We start from the raw sequence: 20,941 nt of genomic DNA, 5'->3' as shown, positions 1-20,941 counted from the left end.
TGGAGCCCACGCCGTGCCACAGACCGCGCCCATGCGCCTGGCCACCACCATCCGCCCCTACGACTGGGGGTCGGTCACCGCCCTGCCCGAGCTCTTCGGGACCGAGCCGACCGGGCGGCCCCAGGCCGAGCTCTGGATGGGAGCCCACCCCGGCGACCCCTCGACCGTGGACGGGCTCCCGCTGAACGAGCTCATCGCCCGCGACCCCGCCGGAACGCTCGGCGAGGCGGTCGCCGCCAGGTTCGGGCCCGTGCTGCCCTACCTGCTCAAGGTGCTGGCCATCGCGCGGCCGCTGTCGCTGCAGGTGCATCCGACGATCGAGCAGGCGCGGGCCGGGTTCGCCGACGAGACGGCTCGGGGGGTGCCGCTGGACGACTACGCGCGTACGTACAAGGACGCCTCGCACAAGCCCGAGATGGTCTGCGCGATCACGCCCTTCCACGGGCTGTGCGGGTTCCGCGCGCCCGCCGCCACCGCGGACCTCCTCGACCGCCTCGGCCTGCCCGGCCTGCGGCCCTGGATCGGCACCCTCAGGACCGAAGAGCCCGCGCGGGCGGTGCGCACCGTGTTCGCCGAGATGCTCGACGACGGCTCGGCGCCGCTGCGGGCCGAGATCGAGCGGGCCCTGCTCGACTCCGACGACTTCGCCGTGTACGCCGGCATCGCCCGCGCCTGTCCCGGCGACCGGGGCGTGGCGGCCGCCCTGCTGCTGCACCACGTCACGCTGGAGCCGGGCGAGGCGCTCTATCTGGGTGCCGGGGTGCCGCACGCCTATCTGGGCGGCATCGGGGTCGAGATCATGGCCAACTCCGACAACGTGCTGCGCTGCGGGCTCACCGGCAAGCACGTGGACGTGCCCGAGCTGATGCGCGTGGTGGACTTCACGCCGTCGGACCCGCACGTCGTGGCGCCCGAGAGCGGGGCCCCCGGCGAGCACGCCTACCGGCCGCCCGCCCCCGAGTTCGCGCTGACCCGCTATGACCTGGGCACGCACACCCTGCCCGGCGGAGTGCCGCAGATCGTCGTCTGCATCGAGGGTGAGGCCGTGGTCGGTGAGGTGTCCCTGCGGCCCGGCCAGTCGGCGTTCGTTCCGGCCGGTGCCCCTTCGACGATCTTGTCGGGCAAGGGCGTCGCGTACCGCGCCGAGCCCGGGGCCTTTACATTGTAGATCTTTTATCAGGAAATAGTGCCACAAGTCCCGGTAAAGCCAGACTTTTACCGCTATGCACGGGGGCGACACGCGGCCACCATCGAACTTGTCCGCATTGTGGAGGTGGATGAAGATGATCGGTGGCCGGATGGTCATGGAAGCGCCGGTGCTCGACGCCGAGCTGCTGGCGCTCAAGAAGCGGGTGAACCAGCTCGAAGAGCACGTACGCCAGCTCAACGCCGCGAATCTCGCCCTCGTGCGGGCCATGGAGGCCCTGCACGCCCAGTCGAAGGCCGGGCACGCTTCGGCCGGGGCTTGAACGTCCCGTTCCTAGGCTGCGGTCCATGACCACGGACCACATGACCATCGAGCCGAACATCCTGTACTTCGGAACCCCGGTCGTCCTGCTGTCGACCGAGAACGCGGACGGCTCCTGGAACCTGGCGCCCATGTCGTCGGCGTGGGCGCTGGGCAAGGTGATCGTCCTCGGCCTGGGCCCCGAGGGCCAGACCGCGCGCAACCTCGCCCAGCGCCCCGACCTGGTGATCAACCTGCCCGCGCCGCACCAGTGGGCCGCGGTGGAGCGCCTGGCGCCGCTCACCGGCCGCGACCCCGTACCGGCGACCAAACCGGCGGGCTGCCGCTTCGAGCCCGACAAGTTCGCCGCCGCCGGCCTGCGCGCCGAACCCTCCGACGGCGTGCGCCCGCCGCGCGTGGCGGGCTGCCCGCTGCAGTTCGAGGCCAGGGCGGAGAGCGTGCGCGGGGACGTCTCGGGTTCGTTCGTCATCGCCGAGGCCGCCGTCTCCAAGGTGCACGCCGACCCGCGCATCGTCGTGCCCGGCACCCAGCACGTGGACCCGGCCGCCTGGAGCCCGCTGATCTACAACTTCCGCCACTACTTCGGTCTCGGCCCCGAGCTCGGCCACTCCTACCGCAGCCAGACGGCCTCGGTCAGCGCAGGCGGCGGAGCTTGAGTACGTAGTCCTTGCGGGTCCCGTGGCGGCCGTCGAGGCCGTTCTGGGCGCGTTCGAACTCCTCGCCGACCAGCGGCTCCCACTCCCCCGCCGCCGGTTCGAGGTCGTCGAACACCTCCTGCGGCGTCGGGAAGTGAGTGCCGGTCCCGCGCTCGGCCTCCCAGGACGGCCATCCGGTGTGCCCGATGACGAGCAGCACGCCGCCGGGCGCGACCGCCGCCGCCGCGGAGCGCAGGATCTTCTCCCAGGACCGCTTCGCCGGTGGGTGCAGGTAGGAGGCGGAGACGAGGTCGTAGCGGCCCTCGGGGAACGAGAGGTCCAGGTCGTGCCGCTGCCAGTCGATCGACTCCGCCACACCGGCCTTCTCCGCGTGTACGGCGGCGCGGTCGAGGGCGACGCCGGAGACGTCGGCGGCGGTGACCCGCCATCCCCGGGACGCGAGCCAGATGGCGTCGGCACCCTCACCGCAGCCCAGGTCGAGGGCGCGGCCCGGCGGCAGGTCCGCGGCCTCGCGGACGAGCCCCACGTTGGGGTCGCCGCTCCACAACCGCGTGCTCTGGCCGTAGCGGGCGTCCCAGAACTCCTCCGGGGTGGAGGAGTCGTGGTCCCCATGGGCCCGGTAGACCCGGCGGGCGGTGACGGCGGCCTCGGTCTCCTCGTTGATCAGGTCGCCGTTGATGGCCGCGGCCGCGCGGACGCCCGCCGCCGCCGCGGAGATGACCTGGTCGACCAGGTTCGTGACGTTGCCCGCCACCCACACGCCCGGCACGCTGGTCGCGCCCGACGGGTCGGCCGGGATGTAGGTGCCCATGACGTGGCCGCCCATCTCCAGTTCCGCGGTCTCCAGCCCCAGATCGGCCAGGAACCCGGCGCGGGCGGTCATGCGGGTGGCGACGGCGATCGCCTGACGGGGGATCACGCGGCCGTCCGCCAGCCGTACGCCGGTGAGCCGGTCATCGGTCACCTCGACGCCGGTCACCTCTCCCTCGACCACGGTGATGCCCCTGGCGGCGAGCTTCTCCCGGGCCTCGTCGCCCGGGTCGGGCCGGTCGTGGACGAAAAAGGTCACGTCGTCGCTCCACTGCCGCCACATCAGCGCCTGGTGCACCGACATCGGCCCGGTGGCCAGGACGCCGATGGGCTGGTCGCGTACCTCCCAGCCGTGGCAGTACGGGCAGTGCAGCACCTCGCGGCCCCACCGCCCGGCCAGCCCCGGCACGGCGGGCAACTCGTCCACCAGGCCGGTGGTCACCAGCAGCCGGGCCGCCTCGACGGTGGCGCCGTCGCCGAGCACGACGCGGAACCGGCCGCCGGCCTTCTCCACCGCCGTCACGGTGCCGGTCATGATCTCGCCGCCGTATCCGGCCACCTCGTCACGGCCGGCGGCCAGCAGGTCCAGCGGTGACATGCCCTCCCGGGTCAGATAGACGTGCACGCCCTTCGCCGGGGCGTTGCGCGGTTGCCCCGAGTCGATCACCAGCACGCTGCGCCTGGCCCGCCCCAGGGTGAGCGCGCCGCCCAGCCCGGCGGCCCCGCCGCCGATCACGATCACGTCGTACATCGCGGTTCCTCTCTCTTTCAGTCGCTGCGCCACTGTCCGCCAGGAGCCGGCGAATTGACAAATTTCGTTGCCGGAATGGCAAGCTAGGAGGCATGGATCTCGAGGAAGTGCTCCAAGCGGTGGGCCCGCGGTTGCGGAGCCTGCGCCAGGAGCGCGGGACGACGCTGGCGCAGCTCTCCAAGAGCACCGGCATCTCGGTCAGCACCCTGTCGCGCCTGGAATCGGGGCGGCGCAGGCCGACGCTGGAGCTGATGCTGCAACTGGCGCGGGCCTACCAGGTGCAGCTCGACGAGCTGATCGACGCGCCGGTGACCGGCGATCCGCGGGTGCACATGCGGCCGGACAAGCGGTTCGGCATGACGTACATTCCGCTGAGCCGCCGGCCCGGCGGGATGCAGGCGTACAAGCAGATCTATCCGCCGCACTGGCCGGGCTACGAGCCGGAGCAGCAGGTGCACGAGGGCTACGAGTGGCTCTACGTCCTGTCCGGGCGGCTGCGGCTGCTGCTCGGGCAGCACGACGTGATCCTCTCGGCGAGCGAGGTGGCGGAGTTCGACACCCGGACGCCGCACGCGTTCGTCAACCCGGACGACGAGCCCGCCGAGGTGCTCGCCCTGTTCGGCCCGCAGGGCGAGCGCATGCACGTCAAGGCCCGCCCCATCGCCAAGTAGTTCGGTCTTCGAGCGCCGCCAGGTCGAGCCGGGCCAGGCGGTCCGGGCCGGCGAGGATGTCGATGACGGCGATGCGCCCGTTGACGATCGTGAAGCTCATGACGGCCGACGGCTTCCCGTCCGCCGTGGTGACGACGCCCGCCATGCCGTTGACCAGCGCCGGATACCCGGTGGACGACGACTGCCGCCGGAACGTCAGCGCCTGGCCGGCCACCCGCGCCGAACCGATCGGCCAGGAAGTGGTGCTCGTTCATGCGGGGCTCCACCTCGTCGTAGCGCTTCAACACAGCATTGACGTTCAGCAGCCACCCGATGTGACGATTTTTCGGGAGAGGTGTCGATTACCGCCGTCCCCGCGTGTCGGTGAAGTGGACGGGCCGGTGAAGGCGGCCCCTTGACGAGGGAGCATGATGACGACCAGGCGGTTCGAGGTGCGGTGGGAGGACGTCCTGCCCGCGTCGCCCGAGCGGACGTGGGACGGGATCACCCGGCAGAGCGCCGGGTGGCTCTGGGAGATCGCGTACGAGCCGCGCGCCGGTGGCGCCGAGCGCGGGCTGAGCGGCGGCGGTGGCACCGTGACGGTGTGGGAGCCACCGGGCCACTTCGCCACCCGCGCCACCCGTACCGACGGCCACGGGCGGCTGCTGCGGCTGGAGGAGCAGGACCGCTCGGCCTGGGAGCAGGAGCCGATCGCGGAGGCCGACCGGCTCCTGGTGGCGTCCCTGACGGCGGGCCCACCCGGGCGCTTCACGCTGCAGGCCGCCATCGCGGCCCTGCACGCCCAGGCGCCCACCTATGCGGAGACGGACTGGCCACAGATCCTCATCCTGTACGGGGAGTTGCTGCGGGTCTGGCCGTCACCCGTGGTCGCACTCAATCGCGCGGTGGCCCTGGCCATGGTGGAGGGCCCTGAGGCGGCACTGGCCGAAGTGGAGGCACTCGAACGCGACGGCCGCCTGACCGGCTACCGCTACCTGCCCGCCACCAAGGCCGACCTCCTGCACCGTCTGGGCCGGGACGCGGAGGCGGTAACGGCCTACCGGGAGGCGCCGGCCTTGACCGGAAACGCGGCAGAACAGGACTACCTGACCGGGCGGTGAAGGGGCGTGCGGGAAACGGGTCTAACCCCAGGCCCCCGCTGTGGCGGCCGCCCGGGCGAAGGTGGTGAAGTCGCGGGGTTCGCGGCTCAGGGCCCGGCGTACGCCGTCGGAGAGGTGGGCGTCCAGACCGGACCGGATCGGGGCCACCGCGCCCGCGAACTCCCCGGCCTCGCGCTCCGGCCACCCCTGGGCGATCAGTTCGGCCACGTACGTCTCCGGGGAGAGCGGCACGTACCGGATGGTCCGGCCCGTCACCGCGGAGATCTCGGCGACCGCTTCGGCGATCGTCAGGGCGCGGGGCCCGGACAGCTCGTACGTGCGCCCTTCGTGCCCGTCTCCGGTGAGCGCGGCGACGGCGACGTCCGCGATGTCGGCGGCGTCCACGAAGCTGGCGGCCCCGCCGGCGGCGGGCAGCCTCAGTTCGCCCGCCAGGACCGCGTCGCGGAAGAAGCCCTCGCTGAAGTTCTGGGCGAACCACCCGGGCCGCAGGATCGTCCACGCCAGCCCGCTGCCGCGCACCGCGCTCTCGCCGTCGATGTGGCCCGCGCCCACCGTGCCGGAGCCGTCGGCGTACCCGGGCACGTCCACGCCGCGCCCCGACAGCAGCACCAGCCGCCGTACGCCCAGCGCCTCGGCCCGCTCGACGAACGGGCGGGTCAGCAGCGCGCCGTCGAACGGCACCACGTACGCCGCCCGCGCCCCCTCCAGCGCGTGGTCCCAGGTGCCGCGGTCGTTCCAGTCGAAGCGCCGCTCGCCGGAGCGCGAGGCCACCCGGACGGCCGCCCCCATGTCCCGCAGCCGGGCGGCGACCCGCCTGCCGGTCGTGCCCGTACCGCCCACCACCACGATCGTGTTCTCAGTCATGAACCCAGTCAACGGCCGGGACCTGCCTGGGGGCCATGTCCGTGCGGCTCGCCCGGATGTTCGAGCGTCTAGGGTGTTCGGCGTGGACGTGTTCGCCCGCCTGATGGACGGGGTCAAGGCCCGGGGCGCGCTGTTCGGGCAGGCGGTGCTGGAGCCGCCGTGGTCACTCGAATTCGCCACGAACGCCCCGCTGACGCTGATCGCGATGCTGCGGGACCAGGCGTGGCTGACCCCGGGCGAGGCGCGGCCGACGCCGGGCCATGCCCCACGAACCCGCGCCATGCCCACCGGGGGTTCGGCGCGGACACCCCGTGCGACGGAGGCACGAGCGGGCGACATGGACGCTGGGGCGGTGGGTGGCGGGGAGCCGCTGTGGCTCAATGCGGGGGACGTCGCGATCGTCCGTGGCTCGGTGCCGTTCACGGTGGCCGGCTCGCCGGACACACCGCCCGGCCACGTCGTCACCGCCGACGACTACTGCGCGCCCGAGGCGAGACCACTGGCGGCTCGGACCTGCGGGGAGCGTCCCGATGGGCCCGCGCTGCTGCTCGGCGGCGCGTACGCCGGTGGTGTGAGCGAGCGGCTGCTTCGTGCCCTGCCCCGGGTGCTGGTGGTGGCGGACGGACAGCGGGCGTTGCTCGACCTGGTGGCGGGTGAGGTGGCCAAGGAGGTGCCGGGGCAGCAGGTGGTGCTCGACCGGCTGCTCGACCTGCTGCTGGTGTCCACCCTCAGAAGCTGGTTCGACCGGCCGGGGGCGCGGGCGCCCGGGTGGTATCGGGCGACGGGCGACCCGGCGGTCGATCAGGCGCTGCGCCTGCTGCACGACGACCCGGCCCACCCGTGGACGGTGGCGAGCCTGGCGGCCAAGACGGCGACGTCCCGGGCGGCGTTCGCCCGCCGTTTCGCCGAGCACGTCGGCGAGCCGCCGATGCGCTATCTGGCCGGCTGGCGGATCGCGCTGGCGGCCGACCTGCTGCGCGACACGGACGCCACGGTCGCGGCGATCGCCCGCCAGGTCGGGTACGCCAACGCGTTCGCACTGAGTGTGGCCTTCAAGCGCATCTACGGCATGACCCCGACGGAACGCAGGCAGCCGGGCGTCCCGGATCGGCGCTGATCCGAAGAGCTCCTCCCGGCCGCCGCACGCACGAGATGCCGGGCGCCTCGGCCCAGCCGCCACCGCGCGAGCGGCCGAGGACGGGCGGCCGATGGCCAGCGGCGGGTCAGGGGTTCAGGGCCGAGTGCCGGCGGCTGTAGGCGAAGTAGACGGCCAGGCCGATGGCGAACCAGGCGGCGAAGCGCAGCCACGTCAGCGGGTCGAGGAAGGTGATCAGCCAGATCGAGAAGACCACCCCGACGGCCGGCACCACCGGCATGCCCGGGGTGCGGAACGTGCGGGGCAGGTCGGGACGCCGGTAGCGCAGGACGATCACCGCCACGCACACCACCACGAACGCCAGCAGGATCCCGATATTGGTCAGCTCCGCCGCCTCACGAATGGGCAGGAACCCGGCGATCAGTGCCGACGCCACCCCGACGATCCAGGTGACGCGGGTGGGCACCCGGCGTACCGGATGGAGCTTGGCGAACCAGGCGGGCAGCAGCCCGTCGCGGCTCATCGAGAACCACACGCGGGTGACCCCGAGCATGAACGTGAACATGACCGTGAGGATGCCCACGATGGCCCCCACCGCGATCACGGAGGCCAGCCCCGACAGGCCGACGGAGGCGAACGCCGAGGAGAAGCCGCTCTCCGGGTCGATCTGCCGGTAGTCCTGCATGCCGGTGAGGACGAGGGTCGCGAGCACGTACAGGATCATGGAGATGACCAGCGAGTAGATGATCGCCTTCGGCATGTGCCGCTGCGCGTCGCGCGACTCCTCGGCGGCGGTGCTCATCGCGTCGTAGCCGAAGACGGCGAAGAACACGGTGGCGGCCCCGGTGATCGCGCCGCCGACCCCGAACGGGAAGAACGGCGTGTAGTTGGCGGTGTTGACGTAGAAGAAGCCGACCACGACCACCAGCAGCACGACGGCGATCTTGATGGCCACCACGAACGTCTCGAACCGGGCCGCCGCGCGGATGCCGAGGTTCAGCAGGAACGCGATGAGCAGGCACAACACCATCGCGAACAGGTCCACCACGTGCCCCTCGCCGCTGCCGGGCGCGCCGAGCATCCAGGCGGGCAGCCCGGCGCCGAGCTCCTGCACGAGGAAGCCGAAGTAGCCGGAGATGCCGATGGCCACGACGGCGACGATGGCGGTGTACTCCAGCAGCAGGTCCCAGCCGATCAGCCAGCCGACGATCTCGCCGAGGACCGCGTAGCCGTAGGTGTAGGCCGAGCCGGCCTTCGGGATCAGGCCGGCGAACTCGGCGTAGGAGAAGGCCGCGGCGGCGCTGGCGATGCCCGCGATCAGGAACGACACGAGCACGGCGGGCCCGGCAGTCTCGTTGGCGACCGCGCCGGCCAGGGCGAAGATGCCCGCCCCGATGATGCCGCCGATGCCGATCGCGGTGAGCTGCCACAGCCCGAGCGACCTGGACAGCTCGCCCTCGTGCTCGGTGGCGATCTGCTCCACCGGCTTGCGCCTGAACACGCTTCCAGAAGTGACCATGACGCCCCCATTGCCGGTCGTCTACGGACCTTCCCACCTGGGCGTTCACTAATCCGGTGGGGTCAGAACGGGAGGGCGCGCCGCAGCACGTCGAGCGTCTCGTCGGCCCAGGCCAGCACGCCCAGCCCGGAGGCGAGGTTCTGCGGAGGGCGGGCGACGAGCGTGTCGCGCCGCAGCAGCCGGGCGAAGTCGACGGTCACCGGATCGGCTCGCGGGGTCGTCCCGTCCGGCCGGGTGAACGGCACCCCGGCCTTGCGCATGACGTGGATGATCTCCTGGGCCAGGATGCCGTAGCCGACCGTGGTCGGGTGTACGCCGTCCAGCGAGAACAGCCCGCCGGCGGCGCGCCCGCCCTGCCCGTCGGACATGAGGAAGCGCGACGTGAGCGGCGGGTCCACCGCGTCCAGCACGGACGGCAGCGGGTACGGCGTCCACCACCCCGGCCGGGCCAGCGCATCCTCGATGTAACGGCGTTCGGCCACCCGGTCGAGCAGGCCGGCCACGTCGAGCAGGTACCAGTCGAGGCGGTCGCCGCGGGCCCGGCGCACGACGTCGGTGATGGCGTCGTTGTACTGGTCGATGGCGCTGTCCACGGCGCGGGCCTCGACGGCCGTGATGCTGGGGTCGCGGTTCCGGTCGAAGCTCCGGTCGGAGATCCACGGCCGGGTGTAGAAGGGGTAGTAGCGCGAGCCCGGCTCGATCTTCGGCCCGACGCCGCGACCGATCGGCGCGATCGTCACGTGCGGCACAGTGCACCAGATGACGTGCCGGGCGCCGACGCGGCGTACCTCGTCCTGGACGGCCTCCAGCTCGGCCTTGAAGTGGGTGGGCCGCCAGACCGTGAAGTCCTTCTTGCGAGTCAGGTCCTTGAAGCCGTCCTTGCTCCAGACGACCCGCAGCCGGGTGACCGCGCCGAGCGCGTTGTTGGCGCCCAGGAACACCACGAGCGTCTCGATGCCGTGGTCCGCGTCCCCCTTCTGCGCGCCCAGCTCGGCGGCGAGCTGGAAGACGGTCCTGTCGCGCCCGTCCACCGGTTGCGCCGGGTAGACCCGGAGGGCGGCCCGCTCGCCTGCGTTCTGGACGATCTGGTCGAGGAAACCGTCGTTGGGCTCTTCCAGCCGGTTCAGGAAGCCGCGCACGGTCTGGTCGAGCGCGTCGCGCAGGTCCCATCCGTACATGGCCAGGTTGTGGTTGATGCCGCTGAGGTGCGGCACCGCCGAGCCGGGGCCGCGTTCCCAGTAGTCCTCCAGCACGTCCATCCACTGGCGGCCGGAGAACAGCGCGAGCGGGACCTCCCACCAGCTCAGTTGCTCGCCGTAGCGATCCTGCAGCTCGCGCAGCAGCAGCTCGATGTTGATCGGCAGGCCGCCGGGACCGCCGTAGGACGGGAAGCGGAACGTTCCAAGGGCGCCCAGCTCGTACGCGATGATCGCCGGAACCGACAGGTCGGTCTGGTACACCGCGCCGCTCTGGAACCCGTGGAACAGCGAGTCTCCGATGGTCACCAGCCGGTGCGGCGGCCGTCCCCGTGGGGTCATCGGCACCTTGACGCCCAGCGTGGGATCGGTTTTCGGCTCGCGTGCCGTCCGCGTGATCTTGACGTCATCCGGGATCTTCTCTGCCATCGCCATCGACCTCCCGCCGCACTGTAGGCCCGGAAGGGCCGCCGTAGCGCCAGGAGGTCACCCGGGGATTTCCCTAGGTTGGGCACTCGCTAGCATCCATCGTCGAGCAACCGGAAAGGCGTGAGATGACCGAGCACCCCCTGTGGCCCGCGACCGGCGAGGCGAGCATCACCGCGTACCCCGTGGGTCCCGGCCCGGCCGTGATCGTGTTCCCCGGGGGCGGCTACGGGCATCTCGCCGATCATGAGGGAGAGCCGGTCGCGCGGTGGCTCAACTCGCTGGGCGTCAACGCCTTCGTCCTGCGCTACCGGATCGCGCCGCACCGGCATCCGCTGCCGCTGCTCGACGCCGCGCGGGCGGTGCGCTGGGTCCGGCACCACGCCGCGGCGCACGGGGTGGATCCGGGGCGGGTGGGCGTGCTGGGGTTCTCGGCGGGCGGTCATCTGGCGGGGCTGCTGGCGACGGAGTCCGGGCCGATGCTGGCGGAGGGGCCGCACGACGCCGTGGACGCCGCCGACCCGCGGCCGGATCTGGCCGTGCTGTGTTACGCGGTGACGGTCCTGACCGGGCCGGCCGCTAACGAGGGGTCGGCGCGCAACCTGCTGGGAGCGGACGCGCCCGAGCCGGCCAGGGCCGAGCTGTCGATCGCCGGGCGGGTCGGCGCCGCGACGCCGCCGATGTTCCTGTGGCACACCGCCGACGACGAGGCGGTGCCGGTCGAGAACACGCTGCGGGTGTCGGAGGCGCTGGCCCGGCACGGGATCCCGCAGGAGGTGCACATCTATCCCAGCGGCCGGCACGGGCTCGGGCTGGCCGAGTCGGACCCGGTGCCCGCGGACTGGACCCGGCGCTGCGCGGCCTTCCTGCAGGGCCGGGGCTGGTAAAGCGGCCGGCCTGGTGAAACCAGGCACCCCCCTACTCATGCGCGTCGCGCCCGCGCGGCTCATCATTGAGTCCTGCCGCGGAGGAGGTGACGCGTCGTGCCCTCAGGAATGGCCTCCCGTCCCGACGCCCTGTCCGGCGTCACCGAGCTGCGCCTGCACGGGGTGGGCGGCACCTCGCCGCAGGCGCTGCTCGACGATCTCACGCCCATGCGGGTCTCGGGAGACCGCATCGCCGGCTTCTACCGCACGGCCGACCAGGACGGGCGGCACGTCGAGGCGTATTCGTGGGGCGGCCTGACCTCCGGCAGCTCGTGGCGGGTGCTCTGGCTGTTGCTGCTGCCGTTCGCGCTGGCGAACATGGCGGCCAGGATGTTCCCGGCCTGGCTGCCCGACCGCCCGGTCCGGTTCCGGCTGTTCCGCTGGGCGGCCCGGCTGGCCTCCTTCGCCCTGACGCTGAACCTGGTCATGCTGGCCGCCGTCATCCCGATCGACTACGTGGCCTACCAGTGCGGCGGCGTCGAGGCGTGCGCGCGGTGGTGGCCGCTCTCGGAGCTGCCGCAGGACCGGCCCGCCGTGCGGATCCTGGCCGGCGCGGTGGTGCCGCTGCTGGTGATCGCCATTCTGTACGTCCTCGCGTACACCTCCCAGAACCGCTACGACCAGGTCAAACCGGCCGGCCCCGAGGAGGGCAAGGAGCGGCCGGAGGTGGACCGGCGGACGTTCCGCGGCCTGTCGGACCCCGCGTTCTGGAACGACGTCGACTACACCAGGACACTGACCCGCCTGCACGTCGCGGGCTCCGTCGCCCTCGTCGCGGCGCTGGTCGGATGGACGGCGCACAGCGTCTCGCCGGTGGCCGTACCGTGGCTCGTCCTGGCCCTGCCCGTAGCGGTCGCCACGGGATGCGTGCCGGCGCTCGCCGCCGACACCGCGAGCCGCCGGCTCTCGTGGGCTCTTCTCGGGCTCGCGGGCGTCGCCATGGTGATCGCCGCGGTCGTCGCCGTCACGCGCCCGCAGCCCGATCCGGCGATCACGGGCCCGCACGAGCTGCCGGGCGTGCAGGTGTTCATGGACGGCGTGTACGGGATCGTCTTCACCACCCTGTTCCTCATTCTCGCGACGCTCGTCGCGGCCGCGTGGACCAGGCCGAACCGGCTCCGCCTGCTCCTGCGCGCCCTCCTGGTGACCGGCGCGCTGACCGCCGGGATCCTGCTGCTGTCGGCCTGGGAGACCGGCAGCCCGTGGATCTGGATCGGCACGGGCCTCGGCATCGTCGTCGGCGCGCTCGGGGTGGTCTCCGCGCGGCCGGACGGCGGCGGGACGTTCCGGTGGGCGGCGCCGTTCGTGGTGCACGGGCTGGCCGTGGCGGCGCTCAACACGTTCATGCTGGCCACGCTGCTGGGCGTGGCGGACCTGCTGGGCGACGTCCGGCCGTGCCACGGGCCCGTGGGCGGGCTGTGCGCGGCCGAGCCGCACGGCCCGGTGCCGATCGCGGTGTTCCCGATGATCGGGGACGCCACCCCGTACCTGATCGTGGTCCCCTTGCTGCTGGTGCTGGCCTTCACGGTCTACCAGGGGCTGCGCTGGTGGATCAGCGGGGCGCGGGGCGAGCGGGCCGTGCGGGACGAGTACCGGCTCAGGGAGGCCGCGCACGCGATGGACCCGGAGTGGTGGGTGTCCACGGTCGCCGGCGGCGAGCGGCCCGCCTGGCAGAAGCGGCTGATCGGCGGGTGGCCGCGCCGGGTGGCCAGGGCGCGGCGGCTGGCGCACGTGCCGCGCGACCTCGACCTGCTGCTCACCGCGCTGGTGGTGGTCGGGCTGGTGCTGTTCGCGTGGATCCAGTCGCGCATCTGGTCGCGGAGCCCGCTGCCGGTCAACTCCGACCGGCTCACCACCGTCAGCTCCTTCGTCGCCGCGCTGCTGCCGGTCGTGCTGCTGGGCCTGCTGTGGCGGGGGTGGCGGCACGAGGAGAACCGCCGGATGATCGGCGTGCTCTGGGACGTGGCCACGTTCTGGCCGCGCCATTCGCATCCGCTGGCGCCGCCGTCGTACGCCGAGCGCGCCGTGCCCGATCTGCAGCGGCGGCTGTGGTGGCTGCACGACAACGGCGGGCTGCCGCTCGTCGCGGCGCACAGCCAGGGCTCGGTCATCGCCGTCGCGGCCCTGGCCCAGCCCCGCTCCCGCCCGGAGGGCGACCACGTCACCCTGGTGACGTTCGGCGCGCCGCTGCGCACCCTGTACGCGTGGGGCTTCCCCGCCTACTTCGACGACGCGCTCTTCGACCGGCTGGCCCACGGCCCCGACATCAAGGTGGCCCGCTGGCGGAACTTCTGGTGCGACACCGACTACATCGGCGGCCCGGTGTCGGTCCGCGGCGACGTCGACCACCGCCTGCCCGACCCGCCGACCAGCCGTTTCCTGTACGGCCAGCCGCTCCCGAAGGTGGGCGCGCACACCGGCTACTGGGACGACGCGGAGCTCGGCCGCCACATCACCCTGCTGGCCCACCGATCAGCGGAGGAACGGAACGTCCTCAGCCTGTGAATCGTCTTGTGCGAGAACCGGCTCCGCCCCCGTTTCACGCGCCGAGGGGGCGGAGCCGGCCGCTAGTCGCCGGCCGTCACCAGGGCGACGGGCTTGGGGCGCTCGCAGGTGCTGCCGATGTCGACGGAACGGCCGGAGTGGGCCGAGGCGAGCAGTGACTCCATGACGTCGAGCACGTGGAAGGCCAGCGTCCCGCCCGCCCGGGGCTCCCCGGGGCCGGCGAAGTCGAGCAGGCCCACGCCGCGCCCGGCGCCCGCGTACCCGGCGGACTCGGGCAGCGTGCGCCAGCCGTCGTCACCCACGCCCGACAGCAGGACGGGCCCGTCGAAGTGGTTGGGGTCGGGGACGACGAGCGAGCCCCTCTCCCCGTGGACCTCGATCCTGGGCGCCTGGGTGGCGGCCGCGTCGAAGCTCATGACCAGCGTCGAGAGCACCCCCGAGGCGTGCACGAGCACGCCGGTGACGTGGGTGTCGACGGTGACGGGGATCTCCTCGCCCTGGCGCGGGCCGGAGCCGATCGTGCGCTTGGACCGGGTGCGGCTGGCCGCCCCGATGACCGTGGCCACCGGGCCGAGCATCGTCACCAGGCTGCTGATGTAGTAGGGGCCCATGTCGAGGAGCGGGCCGCCGCCGGGGACGTAGTAGAAGTCGGGGTTCGGATGCCAGCGCTCGTGGCCGGGCGTCATCATCGTCGCCGTCGCCGCGACCGGCCGGCCGATGAGGCCGTCGTCGATCGCCACGCGCGCGGTCTGCGTGCCGGTGCCGAGGACGGTGTCCGGCGCGCATCCGACCCGCACCCCCGCCTCAGCGGCCGCCGCCAGCACCCCGCGGGCGTCCTCACCGGTCGCGGCCAGCGGCTTCTCGCAATAGACGTCCTTCCCCGCCGCGATGGCCAGCAGGGCGATCTCGGCGTGCGCGGCCGGAATGGTCAGGTTGAGCACCACCCCGATCCGCGGATCCGCCATCAGCTCCGCCACGGTCAGCACCTCGACCTCCGGATACGGCGACACCGCCGCCCGCGCCCGCTCAAGGTCCAGGTCCGCGACCGCCACCAGGCGCACCTGCGGCAACCGGTCAATGGTCTGCAGATACTGCGCCGAGATGGCGCCGCATCCGACAATGCCGACGTTCACCGGCTCGCCCACAGGAGCCCCCTTTCGATGATGGTGCGCACGTTGTCGTCCCGCAGCACGTCGAGGCTGTGCCCGGGCGTCGCGACGAAGATCTTGCCGCTGCCCCAGCGCCGGGTCCAGATGGCCGGCGAGGTGACCTCGCGGTGCCAGGGGTCCCACGGGCGCACCTTCTGCGTCGTGGTCGCCAGCACGTCGATGTAGTCGTCGGTCAGCACCCAGTACTGCTCGGTGACGAGGTCGAAGTCACCGATCCCCGCGGTGATGGGGTGCTCGGCCGCCTCGGGGAGCATGTTGACCGTGTAGGGGACGAAGTTGTGGGCCTCGGTTCCGGCGCCCTCCTCCGCCGGGTCCTTGCCGGGGTGGCAGGCGAACTGGCCGCCGATGAGGTGCAGGTAGTCGGAGGAGTCGCGGTAGGAGTCGGCGATGCCGCCGTGCCAGCCCGCCATCCCGGTGCCCGCCTCGATCGCCGCCCGCAGGCCCTTGAGCTGGCCGGGCTCGATGGCGCCCATGGTGTAGCACTGCACGATGAGATCGACTTCGGACATGAACGCGGGGTCCGCGTACGGGGCGGGGCTGCCGGACAGCCGCACCTCGTAGCCGTTCTTCTCCAGGAAGGGCACGAAGAGGTCGGTGGCCGCCACGGGGGCGTGCCCCTCCCAGCCGCCTCGCACCACGAGGGCCGTACGCGTGTGTTCGCCTGCCATGCAATCGCCTATCACTCGGGGGGACGTCTCCCGTCCATCATGCCTACTCCCCCGCCTCGCGATTCACCCAGGCCCACCGCCGGCCCCGGCCGTCTCCTTCGGAATCCCGGTCCGCGTATTAATGCACATTCGGCGATTGAACTCGGGGCGGGACGCGTGCCGTACAACGGGGCGTCCAAACAAATGAAAGGTTCAATCATGTCGAAGCGTATCCTCACCGTCTCCGGTCTCACCATCGCCACCGCGCTGATCGGCGCATCCTTCAGCCCGGTCGCCGCCCAGGCGAGCGCCCCCGCGTATTTCGCGGCGACGCTCCAGGGCGAGAACGAAGTGCCCGTCGCCGGAATGAAGGTGGGTGACCGGAACGGAAGTGCGATCGCCGTGTTCCGCATTCATGGCCGGCAGGTCGACTACGCCATCCGGTGGAGCAGGGTGGCCCCGCCGTCCGCGTTCCACATCCACCAGGGCAAGGCGGGCAAGAACGGCGACGTCAAGATCCCGTTCTTCGGCGCGGCGCTGCCCGCCGGGCTCGGCGCGGTCAAGGGGACGGTCACGGTCAAGGACGACGGCCTGCTCCGCGGCATCAGGAACACCCCCAAGAACTGGTACGCCAACCTGCACACCGCCGAGTTCCCCGGCGGCGCCGTACGGGCCCAGTTGCACCGCGTCCGTCCGGTCGCGCTCGAATCCGTGCTGGCCGGCGGGTCGGGCGCCACCCTCACCGCGCAGGCCGACGGCCGTCAGGAGGTGCCCGCGCCGGGCACGAAGGTCGGCGACCGGGACGGGCGGGCCGCCTGGCTGGTCTGGGTGAAGGGCACCCGCGTGCACTTCGCCACCGCCTGGAAGCGCATCGCGGCCCCGACGAACGGCCACATCCACCGCGGCGTGAAGGGCAAGAACGGCCCCGTCGTGGTCGACTTCTTCGCCGCCAAGGACGGCCTGCCCGCGGGGATCAACGGCATCGCCGGCAGCGCCACCGCCGACGCGAAGGTCGCCCGCGGCCTCAGGAACAACCCGAAGGGGTGGTACACCAACCTGCACACCGCCGAGTTCCCCGGTGGCGCGGTGCGCGGGCAGCTGCACAAGGGCGGCTGGTAAACGTTATTGCGGGCCCCGGGCGGCATATCGCCCGGGGCTCTTTTCCTTTCCGGACGGCCCTTAATCGGCGCTAAGTGGCTCTTGACGGTGAGAATGACGTGATTATCGTTGAGCGGGTTATGTAAGTCGGCTTTCCCGAAGGAGGGACCGTGGCCGCGGTGCTACCCGAAAGAATCATCGACGACGAATTCACCGAACTCGACCGGCTCGAAGTGATCGAGTCGAGCGAACTCAAGCTCAGCGGGTCCTACCACTCCTACACCTACAAGGCGGCGGAGGACACCGGCGACCTGCCCATCAAGGGCTGACGCCGCGATCGGCGGGGGAGGTTCATCGTGCCGTCTGCTGACGAGAGGGCCGACGTCCTGCTCGTCTTCCCGCCGCAGACCGAGGCCAGGTTCTTTCCCTATCTGAGCCTGCCGTACCTCACCGGTCATCTGCGGCGGCTCGGGCGGCGCGTGCACCAGGCCGATCTCAACATCGCCCTGCTGCACGACCTGCTGCGCCATCCGGAGCTGCTGGGCGAGGCGGAGAACGACCGGCCCAGCGATCGACCGGGCGACGGGCCGGGTGGCTGGTACCGGCGGGCGATGGCCGAGGCCGTCGTCCGGCACGCCGGCGAGCTGCGCGCCCACGTCCTGCGCAAGGAGCCCGCGGCGGAGCTGGGGCCCGCGCGTGCCGTCCGCCTCGCCCATCACGCCATCGAACTGCTGGTCCGCGACTCGTTCCTGGCCAGGACCTGGCGGGGGCTCGGCGAGCTCGACGAGGCGGCCCGGGAGGCCGCCCGGTTGCCGCCCGCCGCGTCGGGGCCACCGGTCGAGCACCTGTACCGCATGGTCGAGACGCTCCTCGACCGGCACCGCCCGCGCGTGGTGGGCCTGTCCGTGGCCTTCTTCAGCCAGCTCGGCCCCGCCCTGCTCATCGCGGCCTGGGTCCGGCGGCTGCGCCCGGAGGCGAAGATCTGCCTGGGCGGCCAGCAGGTGATTCTCAGGCACGAGGACCTCGCGCGGCTGCCCGGCGTCCTGGCGTCGGTGGACGCGCTCTGCCGGACCGCCGGCGAGCAGCCGCTCGAACGCTGGCTGGACGCCCTGGACGGCGTCGTCCCGGAGAGCGAGGTCCCCGGCATGGTGTGGCCGGCGACGGGGCGCCGCTCCGAGCGGCCGGTGACGCTGCGCTTCCACGAGCTCGGGCCGCCCGACTACACCGGGCTGCCGGTGCGCTCGTACCTGAACGAGACCATGGAGGTCGCGATCGTCTCGTGCGTGGGCTGCTTCTGGGGGCGCTGCGCGTTCTGCTCCTACGGCAACCGTTCCCTCGCGCCGGGCGCCTACCAGCAGGGCACGGTGCGGCAGATCGCCGACGCGGTGCAGGCGGTGGTCCGCGACACCGGCGCGGCGTTCGTGGCGATCTCCGATGAGAACACCAACCTGCGGCTGATCCTGAAGGCGATGCGCGAGGTCCGCGCGCGCGGCGTCAAGGTCGGCTTCGGCGTGCGCAGCAGGCTGGACGCGACCCTGGCCGACCCCGGGTTCTGCCGGAGCCTGGCCGAGGCCGGCTGCGAGCTGATGTCGGTCGGCTACGAGGGCAACTCCCAGCGGCTGCTCGACCTGATGGACCGGGGCGTGCGGGCGGCCGACTACCAGCGGATCGTCGAGAACGTCGCGGCGGCGGGCATCGTGCTGCGGTTCTCCGTCATGGGCCACGTCTTCGACGAGACGCCCGCCGAGTTCGAGGAGTCGCTGCGCTTCCTCACCGACAACCAGGAGCGGATCGGCATCGACGCGCTGGAGCTCATGATCCCGGAGCCGGGCAGCAGGCTCGCGGACGACCCGGACGGCTTCGGCCTCGCCCTGGACGGCTCGGGCGCGCTCGCCGGCAATCCCGAGCTCAGCTACCTGTCCGGCCGGGTCGGCCAGGCCCTCACCGTGCCCGGCGGGCCGAGTCGCGCCGAGGCGCTCGACCGTCTCGTCCGCGTCTTCCACACCGTACGGCCCGGCCGGCCGACCGCGATCCTGCCCCGCCGCCAGGCCGCGCCCGCCACCGTCGCCGCGGCCGACCCCCACCCCTGGGTACGCACCATGCCGACGGACGACGGCCGCCTCGTCCTCGCCGACCTGGTCTGGGAACGCTTCTACGCCCTGCCGCGCGACGACGTCGAGCAGCATGGCGACGGCGTGCTGCACGCGCGCACCACCCGCGGCCGGCGGCTGCTGGCCCGGCTCGTGGAGGCGGCGGCGGGCACCGAGCACCGGGAAACGCCTATCGGGAGACCCCTATGACATCCGAGATCACCACGATGAACGGGCCGGCGGTCGCCGGGAGCACCACCCGGATGGGGTTCGGGCTCCTCATGGACATGCCGTGGGGCGGCGGCTCACTCGGCCGGCGCGGCGTCGGGTTCGTGGAGAGCGACGACGGCGGCGACATCACCGCGCGGGTGCGCGCCTTCGCCGGCCGCCACGGCGCCGACTTCGCGTACGCGGCCTTCGCCTACCAGCCGCGCTCCCGCGCCGTCCCCCGGGCGGCCGACTACGTCCGCGCCTATGACCGCTTCTTCGAGGCGCTGCCCGGCGGACTCGGCCGGGCCTTCCACCAGACCGAGTTCAACATGGGCAGCCCGGAGCGCTACGACCGGCGGCCCGCGGCCGACTTCACCAACGAGCTGGCCGCCCGGTACGGCTTCCGCTGGGTGGTCGAGGATCTCGGCATCTGGAACCTGCGCGGCTGTCCCCTGCCGTATCCGCTGCCGCCGCCGCTGACCGAGCCGGGCCTGGAGCTGTCCACCAGGAACGCGGCCGAGACGGCCGGGCTGCTGGAGTTGCCACTGCACGTCGAATTCCCCGGGTTCACCGAGGGCGGCTCGTTCGTGCTCGGCGGGCTGGACGCGTTCGCGTACTTCCGGCGGCTGGCCGACGACGCGGACGTGCTGGTGACGCTCGACGTGGGGCACCTGCTCAGCTACCAGTGGCTGCGCGGGCGTACCGGCCGGCACATGATGGACGACATCGAGGCGCTGCCGCTGGAGCGCTGCCGGGAGCTGCACCTGTCGGGGTGCCAGATCGTCGGTGGCAAGTTCCGCGACCTGCATCACGGGGTGCTGCTGGACGAGCAACTGGAGCTGACGGCGTACCTGCTGCCGCGCTGCCCGAACCTGCTCGGCGTCACCTACGAGGACCCGATGTTCCGCGACGACGGCCGGATGGTGGAGAAGTCGCGGCGGAACTACGGCCGCCTCAAGGAGCTGGTCGGCGCGTGGGCGGACGGGACATGAGCGCCCCGGCGGCCCGGCCGCTCGACGGCGAGCGGCTCTCGGACCTGATCATGCGGTTGCTGCTCGACGGCCGGTTGCGGGAGCGGCTGGCCACCGAGGGCGCCGCGGCGGTGGCCACGAGCGAGGGCGAGCTGGAGTGCCTGGAGACGATCGACCTCGACGAGCTGGACGCGGCCGCGCGCCGGTTCCGTTCGACGATCTGGCGGCTCGGCACGGGTGGCAGCCTCGCGACGGCGTTCCCGCACAGCCTGCGCCTCATCGCCGCGACGGAGGCCGAGCTGCTCGACGGGTTCCTCGGCTCGCCCCGGTTCGCGGAGTTCCGGCTGGTGCCGTACGCGGGGACGGGGTTGTCGGTGGAGGAGGCGTTCGCCCGCTTCCTGCTCGACCTGGCGCCGGAGCCTCGCGTCCTGCGCGAGACGATCACCCATGAGCTGATGATCGCCCTGTTCACGGCGCTGTCGTGCGAGCGGCCGCTGTCGTTCGCCATCGGCTGCGAGGGCATCGTCGAGACCGGCCGGGGCCACGCCGCCCTGCGCCGGTACGCGCCGGACTCCCTCACCTCCTGGGGCGAGAACCCGGGAGAGGGCGCGGAGCCGGTGCCGTACGCGTACTTCGCCACGCCCGCCGGGGTCACCCGTGGCGTGGTGTCCGAGCGGGTGGCCGCGGCCTTCGCGGCCGAGCCGTCGGACGGGAGCCGGGCGGCGCGCGACGCGCTGTCCCGGCGCGGCCTGTGGTGAACCTGGAGAA

Annotated in this window: 20 protein-coding genes; 13 read left to right on the top strand and 7 right to left on the bottom strand. The window is 72.5% G+C overall.

Going from position 1 to position 20,941, the window contains the following annotated elements; genetic code table 11:
* Positions 1-13: 13 nt before the first annotated feature.
* From manA to C4V41_RS39250, 3 genes are all read left to right on the top strand, one after another.
* Positions 14-1,168 carry a mannose-6-phosphate isomerase, class I gene (gene manA, locus C4V41_RS39260; protein WP_235030659.1) on the top strand — a complete coding sequence of 385 codons (1,155 nt, stop codon included), beginning with the start codon at positions 14-16 and terminating at the stop codon, positions 1,166-1,168.
* A 109-nt stretch (positions 1,169-1,277) separates the two neighbouring features.
* Entirely contained in the window at positions 1,278-1,469 is a 192-nt protein-coding gene (locus tag C4V41_RS62260) for a hypothetical protein (protein ID WP_160150538.1), read from the top strand.
* A 25-nt stretch (positions 1,470-1,494) separates the two neighbouring features.
* A complete protein-coding gene (locus tag C4V41_RS39250; RefSeq protein ID WP_200824519.1) occupies positions 1,495-2,124 on the top strand; it encodes a flavin reductase family protein in 630 nt (209 codons plus the stop codon).
* Here C4V41_RS39250 and C4V41_RS39245 read toward each other — a convergent pair.
* On the bottom strand, positions 2,102-3,685 hold the full coding sequence (locus tag C4V41_RS39245; protein WP_103961068.1) for an FAD-dependent oxidoreductase: 1,584 nt from the start codon (positions 3,683-3,685) through the stop codon (positions 2,102-2,104). The two genes, C4V41_RS39250 and C4V41_RS39245, sit on opposite strands and share 23 nt — an antisense overlap.
* Before the next feature lie 92 nt (positions 3,686-3,777).
* On the opposite strand from C4V41_RS39245, the gene C4V41_RS39240 reads away from it, so the two are divergent.
* A complete protein-coding gene (locus C4V41_RS39240) occupies positions 3,778-4,356 on the top strand; it encodes a helix-turn-helix domain-containing protein (RefSeq protein WP_103961067.1) in 579 nt (192 codons plus the stop codon).
* Here the strand turns inward: C4V41_RS39240 and C4V41_RS39235 are convergent.
* Positions 4,331-4,570 carry a sigma-70 family RNA polymerase sigma factor family protein gene (locus C4V41_RS39235; protein ID WP_103961066.1) on the bottom strand — a complete coding sequence of 80 codons (240 nt, stop codon included), beginning with the start codon at positions 4,568-4,570 and terminating at the stop codon, positions 4,331-4,333. The genes C4V41_RS39240 and C4V41_RS39235 overlap by 26 nt on opposite strands.
* A 193-nt stretch (positions 4,571-4,763) precedes the next feature.
* On the opposite strand from C4V41_RS39235, the gene C4V41_RS39230 reads away from it, so the two are divergent.
* Positions 4,764-5,456 (top strand): RNA polymerase sigma factor, encoded by a 693-nt coding sequence (locus C4V41_RS39230; protein ID WP_200824518.1) that lies wholly within the window; start codon positions 4,764-4,766, stop codon positions 5,454-5,456.
* Positions 5,457-5,477: 21 nt separating this feature from the next.
* Here C4V41_RS39230 and C4V41_RS39225 read toward each other — a convergent pair whose 3' ends face one another.
* Positions 5,478-6,320 carry an NAD(P)H-binding protein gene (locus C4V41_RS39225; RefSeq protein WP_103961065.1) on the bottom strand — a complete coding sequence of 281 codons (843 nt, stop codon included), beginning with the start codon at positions 6,318-6,320 and terminating at the stop codon, positions 5,478-5,480.
* An 82-nt stretch (positions 6,321-6,402) separates the two neighbouring features.
* On the opposite strand from C4V41_RS39225, the gene C4V41_RS39220 reads away from it, so the two are divergent.
* Positions 6,403-7,437 carry an AraC family transcriptional regulator gene (locus C4V41_RS39220; RefSeq protein WP_235030658.1) on the top strand — a complete coding sequence of 345 codons (1,035 nt, stop codon included), beginning with the start codon at positions 6,403-6,405 and terminating at the stop codon, positions 7,435-7,437.
* A 106-nt stretch (positions 7,438-7,543) separates the two neighbouring features.
* Here C4V41_RS39220 and C4V41_RS39215 read toward each other — a convergent pair whose 3' ends face one another.
* Together C4V41_RS39215 and C4V41_RS39210 are read right to left on the bottom strand one after the other, a co-directional pair.
* Positions 7,544-8,935 carry an amino acid permease gene (locus tag C4V41_RS39215; protein WP_103961063.1) on the bottom strand — a complete coding sequence of 464 codons (1,392 nt, stop codon included), beginning with the start codon at positions 8,933-8,935 and terminating at the stop codon, positions 7,544-7,546.
* A 62-nt stretch (positions 8,936-8,997) separates the two neighbouring features.
* Complete coding sequence (locus tag C4V41_RS39210) at positions 8,998-10,560, bottom strand: hypothetical protein (RefSeq protein ID WP_103961190.1); 1,563 nt, start codon at positions 10,558-10,560, stop codon at positions 8,998-9,000.
* 125 nt (positions 10,561-10,685) lie between these two features.
* Here C4V41_RS39210 and C4V41_RS39205 point away from each other — a divergent pair, with 125 nt between their 5' ends.
* Positions 10,686-11,444 (top strand): alpha/beta hydrolase, encoded by a 759-nt coding sequence (locus C4V41_RS39205; RefSeq protein WP_103961062.1) that lies wholly within the window; start codon positions 10,686-10,688, stop codon positions 11,442-11,444.
* 96 nt (positions 11,445-11,540) lie between these two features.
* Positions 11,541-13,988: a hypothetical protein gene (locus C4V41_RS39200; RefSeq protein ID WP_146103951.1), complete on the top strand. Its 2,448-nt coding sequence runs from the start codon at positions 11,541-11,543 to the stop codon at positions 13,986-13,988.
* Positions 13,989-14,050: 62 nt separating this feature from the next.
* Here C4V41_RS39200 and C4V41_RS39195 read toward each other — a convergent pair whose 3' ends face one another.
* The gene (locus C4V41_RS39195) at positions 14,051-15,133 is read right to left on the bottom strand and encodes a Gfo/Idh/MocA family protein (protein WP_103961060.1); all 1,083 of its coding nucleotides are present in this window, start codon (positions 15,131-15,133) and stop codon (positions 14,051-14,053) included.
* The gene (locus C4V41_RS39190; protein WP_103961059.1) at positions 15,118-15,825 is read right to left on the bottom strand and encodes a ThuA domain-containing protein; all 708 of its coding nucleotides are present in this window, start codon (positions 15,823-15,825) and stop codon (positions 15,118-15,120) included. The genes C4V41_RS39195 and C4V41_RS39190 overlap by 16 nt, the downstream gene beginning before the upstream one ends.
* Before the next feature lie 198 nt (positions 15,826-16,023).
* Between C4V41_RS39190 and C4V41_RS39185 the strand changes: the two genes are divergently transcribed.
* The 5 genes from C4V41_RS39185 to C4V41_RS39170 all read left to right on the top strand — a co-directional run bounded on the left by C4V41_RS39185 (position 16,024) and on the right by C4V41_RS39170 (position 20,931).
* On the top strand, positions 16,024-16,923 hold the full coding sequence (locus tag C4V41_RS39185; protein WP_160150537.1) for a CHRD domain-containing protein: 900 nt from the start codon (positions 16,024-16,026) through the stop codon (positions 16,921-16,923).
* A 149-nt stretch (positions 16,924-17,072) separates the two neighbouring features.
* Positions 17,073-17,231: a hypothetical protein gene (locus C4V41_RS62255; RefSeq protein ID WP_160150536.1), complete on the top strand. Its 159-nt coding sequence runs from the start codon at positions 17,073-17,075 to the stop codon at positions 17,229-17,231.
* A gap of 27 nt (positions 17,232-17,258) precedes the next feature.
* Positions 17,259-19,202: a B12-binding domain-containing radical SAM protein gene (locus tag C4V41_RS39180; protein WP_103961057.1), complete on the top strand. Its 1,944-nt coding sequence runs from the start codon at positions 17,259-17,261 to the stop codon at positions 19,200-19,202.
* Complete coding sequence (locus tag C4V41_RS39175; protein WP_103961056.1) at positions 19,199-20,194, top strand: multinuclear nonheme iron-dependent oxidase; 996 nt, start codon at positions 19,199-19,201, stop codon at positions 20,192-20,194. Before C4V41_RS39180 ends, C4V41_RS39175 begins: the two co-directional genes overlap by 4 nt.
* Positions 20,176-20,931: a hypothetical protein gene (locus tag C4V41_RS39170; RefSeq protein WP_103961055.1), complete on the top strand. Its 756-nt coding sequence runs from the start codon at positions 20,176-20,178 to the stop codon at positions 20,929-20,931. Before C4V41_RS39175 ends, C4V41_RS39170 begins: the two co-directional genes overlap by 19 nt.
* Positions 20,932-20,941: the final 10 nt, after the last annotated feature.

This window comes from Nonomuraea solani (assembly GCF_900108335.1).
Classification (GTDB): Bacteria; Actinomycetota; Actinomycetes; order Streptosporangiales; family Streptosporangiaceae; genus Nonomuraea; species Nonomuraea solani.
The sequence above is the reverse complement of the archived record's forward strand: the minus strand, read 5'-3'. Positions and strand labels throughout refer to the sequence as shown.

Excerpts from the sequence above, each read along its gene's own strand:
- C4V41_RS39185 (WP_160150537.1), top strand. The coding sequence starts at position 16,024 with ATGTCGAAGCGTATCCTCACCGTCTCCGGTCTCACCATCGCCACCGCG.
- C4V41_RS39175 (WP_103961056.1), top strand. The coding sequence starts at position 19,199 with ATGACATCCGAGATCACCACGATGAACGGGCCGGCGGTCGCCGGGAGC.
- C4V41_RS39230 (WP_200824518.1), top strand. The coding sequence starts at position 4,764 with ATGATGACGACCAGGCGGTTCGAGGTGCGGTGGGAGGACGTCCTGCCC.
- C4V41_RS39245 (WP_103961068.1), bottom strand. The coding sequence starts at position 3,685 with ATGTACGACGTGATCGTGATCGGCGGCGGGGCCGCCGGGCTGGGCGGC.
- C4V41_RS39205 (WP_103961062.1), top strand. The coding sequence starts at position 10,686 with ATGACCGAGCACCCCCTGTGGCCCGCGACCGGCGAGGCGAGCATCACC.
- C4V41_RS39240 (WP_103961067.1), top strand. The coding sequence starts at position 3,778 with ATGGATCTCGAGGAAGTGCTCCAAGCGGTGGGCCCGCGGTTGCGGAGC.
- C4V41_RS39190 (WP_103961059.1), bottom strand. The coding sequence starts at position 15,825 with ATGGCAGGCGAACACACGCGTACGGCCCTCGTGGTGCGAGGCGGCTGG.
- C4V41_RS62260 (WP_160150538.1), top strand. The coding sequence starts at position 1,278 with ATGAAGATGATCGGTGGCCGGATGGTCATGGAAGCGCCGGTGCTCGAC.
- C4V41_RS39210 (WP_103961190.1), bottom strand. The coding sequence starts at position 10,560 with ATGGCAGAGAAGATCCCGGATGACGTCAAGATCACGCGGACGGCACGC.
- C4V41_RS39215 (WP_103961063.1), bottom strand. The coding sequence starts at position 8,935 with ATGGTCACTTCTGGAAGCGTGTTCAGGCGCAAGCCGGTGGAGCAGATC.
- C4V41_RS39250 (WP_200824519.1), top strand. The coding sequence starts at position 1,495 with ATGACCACGGACCACATGACCATCGAGCCGAACATCCTGTACTTCGGA.
- C4V41_RS39225 (WP_103961065.1), bottom strand. The coding sequence starts at position 6,320 with ATGACTGAGAACACGATCGTGGTGGTGGGCGGTACGGGCACGACCGGC.